Below are 9,105 nucleotides of genomic sequence, written 5' to 3' on the forward strand. Positions count from 1 at the left end.
CAAGAATTATCAGAGGGGATATGGAAATGTATTCCAAAGTGTCGCATCTGGTTACAGAGGTCATTCAGGAAAAAGTGTTTGTTCTGGAAAAAGCAAGCACCGATGAATTTTATTTGGATCTGTCAGGCATGGATAAATTCTTTGGATGTTACCGTTGGACCAATGATATTGTAGATGCGGTCACCAAAAATACGGGTCTACCCATAAGTTTTGCATTATCCACCAATAAAACCGTAGCCAAGATCGGGACCGGAGAATCCAAGCCGACCGGCAGATTTGAAATACAGCATCAGAATATAAAACCATTTTTAAATCCTCTTTCCGTAAAAAAGATTCCGATGGTCGGAAATGTAACTTTTAATCTACTGTCAAGATTAGGATTGCGAACCATTCAGACGCTGTCAGAAACTCCCATTGAAGTTCTTCATCAGCTGATCGGAAAAAACGGAAGTGAGCTATGGAAAAAAGCAAATGGACTGGATGATACACCGATTGTTCCCTATTCGGAAAGGAAATCAATTTCTACCGAAAATACGTTTTCCCAGGATACGATCGATGTTCAGAATCTGAGAAGTGTTTTATCGGGGATGGTCGAACAACTGGCTTTCCAGCTCCGTCAGGAAAAATGGCTCACCTCCACCATCTCTGTCAAAATCAGATATTCCAATTTTGATACGGAGACCAAACAGTGCCGGATTCCTTATACATCAGCAGATCATACGCTGCTCAAATACGTGCTTGAACTTTTCAAAAAAGTATATACTCGCAGAATGAGGATACGCCTGATCGGAGTCAAATTCACTGGGTTGGTGCATGGGTGTCACCAAATGGATCTCTTTGAAGATACCGAAGAACTGATTTCATTGTATCAGACCATGGATAAAATCAAGAACAGGTTTGGAACCGCCAGTGTGGGCAGAGCGTCCGGACTGCTGAGCTAAAAATACATCATATGTTTCTCAATTGTCATTCCTATCACAGCCTTCGTTACGGAACCATTTCCATTCAGGATCTGGTACAGCAGGCCGTGGATCATCAGGTCAGAACATTAGCATTAACGGACATCAACACCGTTACGGGCATTTATGAATTCTACAAACTCTGCAATGACCATGACATTAAACCTATTGTCGGCGTTGAAATCAGAGTAGAAGGCGAACTTTATTTTATCTGTCTGGCTAAAAACCAAAAAAGTGTCGGGGAAATTAACCGACTCCTAACGGATTATAATTGTGATGGAATAGAAATTCCAAAACACAATCCAATCCTCGAAAATACCATAGTCATTTATCCTTTGCATAATATTCCTGAAGTATTGCAGGAACATGAATATGTGGGAATCAGGCCAGAGGAATTGAATCAACTCGTAAAGCCCGATATGAAAAAGCTGATCGATAAAATGGTCATCTTACAGCCTGTGACGTTCACAACCAAACTCGATTACAATCTCCATAAAATTTTAAGAGCCATTGATAACAATACATTGATCAGTAAATTAGGTGATCACGATTATTGCAGAGACACCGAAACATTTTTCAGTAAAAAAGAAGTTTTGGATCAGTACCGCCACTATCCCCAGATCATACGAAACACATCGGAGATTATTGACCAATGCAGTTTCGACTACGATTTTTCAACCCCTAAAAACAAACAGCATTTTACGGAGAGCCGGGAGAATGATTTTAAACTCCTGACAAAACTTGCCTATGAAGGGCTGGAAACGAGATATGGCAGCAACCACGACGAAGCAAAAGCGAGAGTGGAAAAAGAACTGGGCGTTATTGATCAGTTAAAATTCAGCGGTTATTTTCTGATCACCTGGGATGTTATTCAATACAGCAATAAAATGGGGTTTATGCATGTGGGACGAGGAAGCGGTGCCAATTCGATCGTAAGCTATTGCTTAGGAATTACAGACATCTGCCCTTTGGAACTGGATCTTTATTTTGAAAGGTTCCTGAACCTCAACCGTAAAACCCCGCCTGATTTTGACATCGACTGGAGCTGGCAAACCAGAGATACCATTCTGGAATATATTTTCACCAAATACGGTAAAGAGCATGTCGCATTTTGCGGAACCAATGTAGAATTTAAGTACCGCTCCATCTTCAGAGAAGTCGGAAAAGCTTTCGGTTTACCGAAGGAAGAACTGGATATGCTGGCGACGAAACCGATGAGTGAGCATGATACCAATTCTGTTTTTAAACTGGTGCATAAGTATGGTAAGCTTTTGGAAAAGTTTCCGAATCAGAGAAGCATGCACTCCTGTGGAATTTTAATTTCAGAAGAACCGATTACCAATTTCACCGCCTTGGAAATGCCTCCCAAAGGTTTTCCAATTGTTCAGTTTGACATGCATACGGCAGAAGATATCGGATTTGAAAAGTTCGATATCCTTTCTCAACGAGGTCTCGGAACCATCAAAGATACCGTAGAACTCATCAAGGAAAAAAGAGGAATTACGGTAGACATTAAAGACACAACCCTATCAAAAAACGAAGAGAAGTGCAACAGTTATCTCAGTATCGGTAAAACCATCGGCTGTTTCTATATTGAGAGTCCTGCAATGCGGGGACTGCTCAGAAGATTAAAATGTGAAGACTATAAAGTTCTGGTTGCGGCATCTTCCATTATCCGCCCGGGGGTAGCACAGAGCGGAATGATGAAAGAATATATTTTCCGGCACAATAACCCGACAAAGTTCGAATACTTTCACGATGTATTTAAAGAAGAGCTGGGTGAAACCTACGGGATTATGGTGTATCAGGAAGACGTAATCAAAATTGCCCTGCATTTCGGAGGATTGTCGGCAGCAGATGGTGATGTTTTAAGAAGAGCCATGAGCGGTAAAGGAAGATCACTGTCTGCACTGCAGAAAGTCAAAGATCATTTTTTTGAATCGTGCAGAGAACTGGGACATCCCGAACAACTGTCCAAAGAAGTCTATCGCCAGATCGAATCTTTTGCAGGCTATTCATTTTGTAAAGCACATTCCGCATCGTACGCGGTAGAAAGTTATCAGAGTCTGTATCTGAAAGTCTACTACCCTATTGAGTTCATGGTCTGTGCTATAAACAACGGCGGTGGATTTTACAGGACAGAGGTCTATATCCATGAAGCAAAAATGTCGGGAGCAACCATTAAAAATCCCTGCGTCAATCTCAGCGAATACCAAACCACAGTATATGGAACCGATGTGTATTTGGGTTTAATGCATATTGAGAAAGTGGAAGGAAGAATCGCCTTAATGATTCCTGCAGAAAGAAAAAATAACGGCGAATACACTTCGCTGGAGAATTTCGTCAAAAGAATACCGATTGGAATCGAAACCCTGCAGATCCTCATTTTTATCGGGGCATTTAGATTTACCGGAAAACAGAAACATGAACTTCTTATTCAGGCAAGATTTCTGTTTGGGAATGACCAGTTCGTATTCAGACACCCCACCCTACTGGATGAACCCCAAAAGGAATACCTACTTCCCGTGATCAACAGAAATCCCTTTGAAGATGCTTTTGACGAAATTGAGATCTTAGGATTTTCTGTATCCTACAGTCCTTTTGATCTGCTGCAGACCAAATACCGGGGCAATGTAATGGCGAAAGACTTAGTCAAGCATCATAAAAAGCAGATCAAGATGCTTGCTTACCTAATCTCCAGAAAGCATGTGCCTACGAAAAGAGGTGCTATGTTTTTCGGAACCTGGATTGATGCAGAAGGAGAATATTTTGATACGGCCCATTTTCCGAACTGTCTCGAAGAATATCCCTTTCAGGGTGGAGGCTGCTATTTGCTGTTAGGAACCGTAGAAGTAGATTTCCACTTTCCGACGATCACCATTCACAAAATGGCTAAGATGCCATTTATACCCGATCCACGCTATTCAATGGATAAAGAAAAATCACTGGAAGCCGCCAGAACACTGCATGAAGATCTGAGCATGACGCAGAGAAAACCTTATCCACAGGAACATGAGATCGGATTGCCACGTCAGAAAATGATCTAGAATAGAACACATACTTAAAAACAACAACTTCTAATATGAAACTCAAAGCCACCATCGTTGATGAAACAAGCCCCGATCATAATTCAGTCATCGTCAGTTTTGAGGGTGATAAAAACAAAAAACATTTTGAGATTAAATGTGATTTCAACCCCTATGTCCATAAAATGAGAAAATGGGACAGCTGGGAGTTTTCCATTACCTGGGACAGTGAAATTTATACCGACAAGAAGACCGGCGAAAAGTCATACTTTACCTATCTTATTTGCCAACGGGCAGTAGAGATCAATTCTCCATATGGTAAGAAAGATTAAAGTTTAACAGCACAGGAGATAATGTATTAATAAGTGTTAGTTTCTTAAGTTAAAAAACCGGCAACATTTTCAGCCACCGGTTCTCCTAATTAAATTTAAAATATGAAAAGGTTTATTTTTTAATGATTTTACCGCTCAGGCTGCTTTTGTCGGTCGTAATTTTGATCACGTAATTTCCTGAAGCTAAACTCTGAACATTAATCCTGTTTTCACCACTTTCAAACTTGCCTCTTTTCACCAGCTGACCGGTCATCGAATACACTTCGAAAGTCTGCAGCTTATTCTTCGTGCTGATCATCACATAATCCTGTGCCGGGTTTGGATAAAATGACAGTTGCGCATTTTCAGCAGTAATTTCCGAAGTGCTTAACTGGCTGCAGGCCGATTTGGCATATTTGGTAAAGAAATTCTGTGATCGGTTTCCGGGAACATTCAAGGTCATCGCTGGTATATTGTCATCGGTTGCCGTAAACAGCTGCTGATGAAAAAAGCCTCCCAAAACATAGTTTCCATCATTATCAACTGCAATTGCCGTGAATTCATCCTGTACGCCTGCATTGCTGTAAATCTCTCCCATTCCCAATACGGAACCGGTGTCCTTATTAAACCTGAAAAGAACAGGGTCAGCATTAGCACCTGATGGTCTTGCCATGGTGAATCCTCCCCAACTTATTCCCCAACTTCCCTGAGCAAATCCTATCTCATTGCCATTCTGCACGATTTTTCCTTTCATAAAACGGTAAGCCGTTCCATTTACAGCTGCAGGGATTGCGTCAGGAATTTTTGCCCACTGTACCACTCCGGCAGAGTTCAGTTTCATGATAAAAGGTCTTTGAATCCCGTATGTAGGTATTGGAAAAGTATAACTTCCGAAAGTAGCTGCAGTGGTTGTATTCGAATAATATCTTCCCGCAATATAAATGTCAGAAGTAAAAGCATCTTTAATAATCGAATGTATTTCATCATCCAATATAGATGTTGCAAAACCGGTATTAATTTCTTTCCGCCAGGCTTCAATAACTGTATTGCCGTTAAGATTAAATGCAATTAAAAAAGCTTCCTTGTCAATGGGAATATTATTAAATGAAAAATCGATCATATCCCCATAATCGCCGTTTCTCCTTTTTCCCGCCAGATAATATCTGTTTAGAGACTCATCATAAATAAAATTAGTATGACCGATGGATGAGCTACCGTAAACATCTCCGGTAATGGGTACAAGACCGGAAAGAGGTGATAATTCACTTTTTTTCCGGTTTTTTTCTGCCTCTATCTCGCTGTTAATCTGATAGATATACGACAGCAAAACATTGGTTCTAGTGGTTCTATATTGATTTTCAGAAAACACTAGTTTTTCGGGAAAAATCGAACCAATTATACCCCTTTTTTCTCTTATATCCCCGTTAATAAAGACTTTATGAAGGTTCGACCCATACGCTAATGCTTCATCCAGAAGTTTTGGAAAATCAATCTTTTTTGCATATGCTTTTTGTGCTAACTGAGTTTCCAGTCTTTCAATTTCTTTAACAGATTCCGCTTTTAATTCTAAGTAATCTTCATTAGTGATCACTTCTTCCAATAATTTATTTCTTGCAGACTTTAACCTTAAGTTCATCTGGTCAATTTCTGATAATATCCTTTTCCTTTCGGGCACGGGATTTTTCATGAATTTTTCAAAGTTCTGCTTTAAAACTTTTTTAAGATACTTTTTGATAGGCTCCCGCATGGTCATTGACTGTAATAAATCGAGGAATATTCTGTTAACTACCTCTGACTTATATCTATATTTACATGGTGCTTTGCAGTGATAATAGAAATACTTTGTAGAATTTCTTCCAGTTGATGCACTCCCAGTGATCAAGTGTCCGCAGTCCGGACAAATAAGAAAACCTCTTAATGGAAGATTCTCGTCACACAATACTTTGACATTAGGCCTAACAGGTTTTATATTTCGATCCATTATATTTTGAACCTTTTAATACAGCTCTTCATTAATAAGCGCCTCATGTATACTTTTCACGTGATAAGCTTTCTCATCATTATAGTCTCCTACGAAAATCTTTCCGCAGTATGCTACATTACGTAGACCTTCGAGAAAAGCACTGATCTTTAAACTTTTTCCATCTCTTTTGTTCATCATAAACATAATTTGACTCGCAGAAAAAATTCCCTTTGCCATTTCTTCAAAGGCCCAGATTATATTTGAAGCCTCAGGCTCTTTTCTGACAATATATTTTTTTCCATCTTCACTTATCTTATTAATATATCCGTACGGTGCCCTGCCCATCAATCTACCTTCTTTTTTTGCACGACGCATACCGTTAAAAGTATTTAATGCGCGTCGGTCATTTTCAACTTCCGGGGCTGCCAGATAAATGGCCAGCATCATTTTGTTTTCAGGTATCGCCAAGTCTAAAGGCTGTTCTATAGCCTGCGGTTCTACGTTTAGCTTTCTCAGAACATTGATCATCTGATAAGCGTCACACGCATTTCTGCTGAAACGGTCCCATTTGGTAAACAATACGAGATCTGTTCTGGAAGTCCTTTTTTTTAGCCCGTCAATTAATTTGATCCATTCCGGCCTGATAAAAGTTTTGGCAGAAAAATCTTCAAACAAAACATTTTTTATAATGATATTATTAGCCTCACAATATCTTTTGAGCCTTTCTTCTTGATCTCTTTGCGAATATCCTTTCTCTGCTTGTTCATCAGTCGACACTCTAACATATAAATGAGCTGTTTTCATAATAATTTTTTACAGATTATGTTTTTTCATAATAAATTCAATGGCCGAAACGGTGATTATGTGCAAAAATGCTGCTATCTGTTTAGCTTCTTCTTGTGTAATTTCGACACGCTCTTTTTTCATAAACGCGATTAAATCTTCGACTTCTATTTTTTTTACTTCAACAGTTTTTTTCATCACACTATTTTGATGATAAAAAACAATAGAATTTTTTTTGTCCTATTAATTCGGCGCTGCCTGGGATTATTTGTCTTATTAAGTCTTTATTGTAATCCGATGGCGTAACTTATAAATTATAACAAATGGTGACTATAAATAGATATAGTTACTGCAGAACCATCATTTACGATAAGTAAGTAAAAAAAATCGCTTTCGATTAAAAATTTTCAACGCAAAAGTACATATATTTAACTGATTGTTAATTATTTAATGAGATTAATTGTATAATTTAAGCCCGTTTCACTGAAGTACCTTTTTCTACAAATAACCTTCATCTGCAAACGAAAGATGCTCGGTCGATGTCAGGATAAGGTGATCCAGCAGCCGGATTGATAAAAGATCAGAAGCATCTTTTATTTTCTTTGTCATTTTAAAATCTTCCGGTGAAGGCCGCAGATTTTCTGAAGGATGATTGTGCGAGACAATAAATCCGGTAGCGTTACAAAGGAGTGCGGCCTGCAGAATAATTCTGACATCTACCAAGGTGGAAGTAATTCCACACTTTGAAATTTTCTTAATACCCAAAACCTTATTCGCCTGGTTGAGATACAGTGCATAAAACGATTCCCGATAATCAATTTCACTTGTATCGAAATGCGCCCAGACAATATCCACTGCATCAATTGAGTTTTTTATACATATTATTTGGATCACTAGCTTTCATGAAATTACTACGTTTCCATTATAATTATCCTCAAAAACATTAGAGCTTCCGGTACTCTGATTAAAAATTTCTGATAATTAGTTTTCCACCTATGTACTTGTTCTACATGAGAAAATGAACTTAAAAAAAGATAAAGTATCTGAAAAATGAATCTGCTTCGCTATAAACAACCAAACCCTCGTATTTGTGAGGGTTTTGGTTTATTTACAAGCACGAGCGGGAGATCCGCGCCAGCGCAGGAATAATGAAATATAAATTGTTTCTATCTTACTATTTATAAAGTATTTTTTCTCAGAAAATTGATTATTTTTAGTAGAACTAAAACAATTAAAAGAATACAAGTAATATAATTTATAAATAACAAGGCGCTAATATATGGTCCACAATCATTAGTAATAAGAATCTTTTCCATTTTATTTTTTAAGAAGTTTTTTAAATTCTTTAAATATAAGAGTCATAAGATATAAAGTATTTATAAATAAAATAATCACAATAATTTGAATAATTAATATATCACCATAATTAATAGTTGTTGTAGTACTAAAGAAGTCTTCTGATGGTTCAAGTTTAAACATTTTACAAAAATTTTATTAGCAAAATTTCTAGATTTTCGATTCCTATAGTCGATATTAAGTTTTTAACTAAATCTATATTTTTTTCATCGTCAACAGTTTCAGGAATAATCTTATTAATTTCTTCTAAAACTGTGCTCTTAGCAATTTTATTCAAAATGTATGTTTCTTCAAATTCTGTATGATTCAATTGCTCACTCACAAAATTAAAATCCACATTCTTCTCATATAACCTAACTATCAAACTTTCATGTGATCTTAAAAATTTATAATTATTGAAGGAAAAGTAAAAACGTGGATACAAGTAATAATATTTTTCAAAATCCAATGCTGAAGATAAATAATAGACAATTCTTACAATTTCCGTATTTGTAATACTTTCTATATTATCTAAAAAAGTTTCTTTCAACAGTTGCAATTCCTCTATATCATACACATTAGCATATGTTTGAATAAAGTCTAATTCTGACTCATTTAAAACTTGACTTCTGATCTTTTCAACAAATTCTGTCAAACTTATGTTATTACACCTCGCATATTTATTTTTATCATAAAACAATAAGCCAATACCTTGAAAAGTTTTCATT

The 9,105-nt window shown here is 37.2% G+C and carries 8 protein-coding genes; 3 read left to right on the forward strand and 5 right to left on the reverse strand.

Translation table 11 applies throughout. From position 1 onward, the window contains the following. The 3 genes from ASG01_RS15500 to ASG01_RS15510 form a co-directional block, all read left to right on the forward strand. Nucleotides 1–941 (forward strand): DNA polymerase IV (locus ASG01_RS15500; RefSeq protein WP_055865809.1); only part of this gene is annotated, 941 nt, incomplete at its 5' end. A gap of 11 nt (nucleotides 942–952) precedes the next feature. Then, nucleotides 953–4,006: a DNA polymerase III subunit alpha gene (locus ASG01_RS15505; RefSeq protein WP_055865812.1), complete on the forward strand. Its 3,054-nt coding sequence runs from the start codon at nucleotides 953–955 to the stop codon at nucleotides 4,004–4,006. 35 nt (nucleotides 4,007–4,041) lie between these two features. Continuing rightward, nucleotides 4,042–4,317 (forward strand): hypothetical protein, encoded by a 276-nt coding sequence (locus ASG01_RS15510; protein WP_055865815.1) that lies wholly within the window; start codon nucleotides 4,042–4,044, stop codon nucleotides 4,315–4,317. Nucleotides 4,318–4,429: 112 nt separating this feature from the next. Here the strand turns inward: ASG01_RS15510 and ASG01_RS15865 are convergent, their stop codons facing one another. From ASG01_RS15865 to ASG01_RS15525, 5 genes are all read right to left on the reverse strand, one after another. Beyond that, nucleotides 4,430–5,932, reverse strand: coding sequence for a T9SS type A sorting domain-containing protein (locus tag ASG01_RS15865; protein WP_202966991.1), 1,503 nt, complete (start codon nucleotides 5,930–5,932; stop codon nucleotides 4,430–4,432). 360 nt (nucleotides 5,933–6,292) lie between these two features. Then, on the reverse strand, nucleotides 6,293–7,063 hold the full coding sequence (locus tag ASG01_RS16140; RefSeq protein WP_202966992.1) for a recombinase family protein: 771 nt from the start codon (nucleotides 7,061–7,063) through the stop codon (nucleotides 6,293–6,295). A 9-nt stretch (nucleotides 7,064–7,072) separates the two neighbouring features. Further along, nucleotides 7,073–7,240: a DUF2624 family protein gene (locus ASG01_RS15875; protein WP_117613482.1), complete on the reverse strand. Its 168-nt coding sequence runs from the start codon at nucleotides 7,238–7,240 to the stop codon at nucleotides 7,073–7,075. Nucleotides 7,241–7,540: 300 nt separating this feature from the next. Beyond that, nucleotides 7,541–7,936 carry a RadC family protein gene (locus tag ASG01_RS15520; RefSeq protein WP_082498409.1) on the reverse strand — a complete coding sequence of 132 codons (396 nt, stop codon included), beginning with the start codon at nucleotides 7,934–7,936 and terminating at the stop codon, nucleotides 7,541–7,543. Between the two features lie 586 nt (nucleotides 7,937–8,522). Beyond that, a complete protein-coding gene (locus tag ASG01_RS15525) occupies nucleotides 8,523–9,104 on the reverse strand; it encodes a hypothetical protein (protein ID WP_055865821.1) in 582 nt (193 codons plus the stop codon). Nucleotide 9,105: the final 1 nt, after the last annotated feature.

This window comes from Chryseobacterium sp. Leaf180, assembly GCF_001424585.1.
Classification (GTDB): Bacteria; Bacteroidota; Bacteroidia; order Flavobacteriales; family Weeksellaceae; genus Chryseobacterium.

Coding starts and splice junctions, on each gene's coding strand:
- ASG01_RS15865 (WP_202966991.1), bottom strand. CDS start 5,932: ATGAACTTAAGGTTAAAGTCTGCAAGAAATAAATTATTGGAAGAAGTG.
- ASG01_RS15505 (WP_055865812.1), top strand. CDS start 953: ATGTTTCTCAATTGTCATTCCTATCACAGCCTTCGTTACGGAACCATT.
- ASG01_RS15875 (WP_117613482.1), bottom strand. CDS start 7,240: ATGAAAAAAACTGTTGAAGTAAAAAAAATAGAAGTCGAAGATTTAATC.
- ASG01_RS16140 (WP_202966992.1), bottom strand. CDS start 7,063: ATGAAAACAGCTCATTTATATGTTAGAGTGTCGACTGATGAACAAGCA.
- ASG01_RS15525 (WP_055865821.1), bottom strand. CDS start 9,104: ATGAAAACTTTTCAAGGTATTGGCTTATTGTTTTATGATAAAAATAAA.
- ASG01_RS15510 (WP_055865815.1), top strand. CDS start 4,042: ATGAAACTCAAAGCCACCATCGTTGATGAAACAAGCCCCGATCATAAT.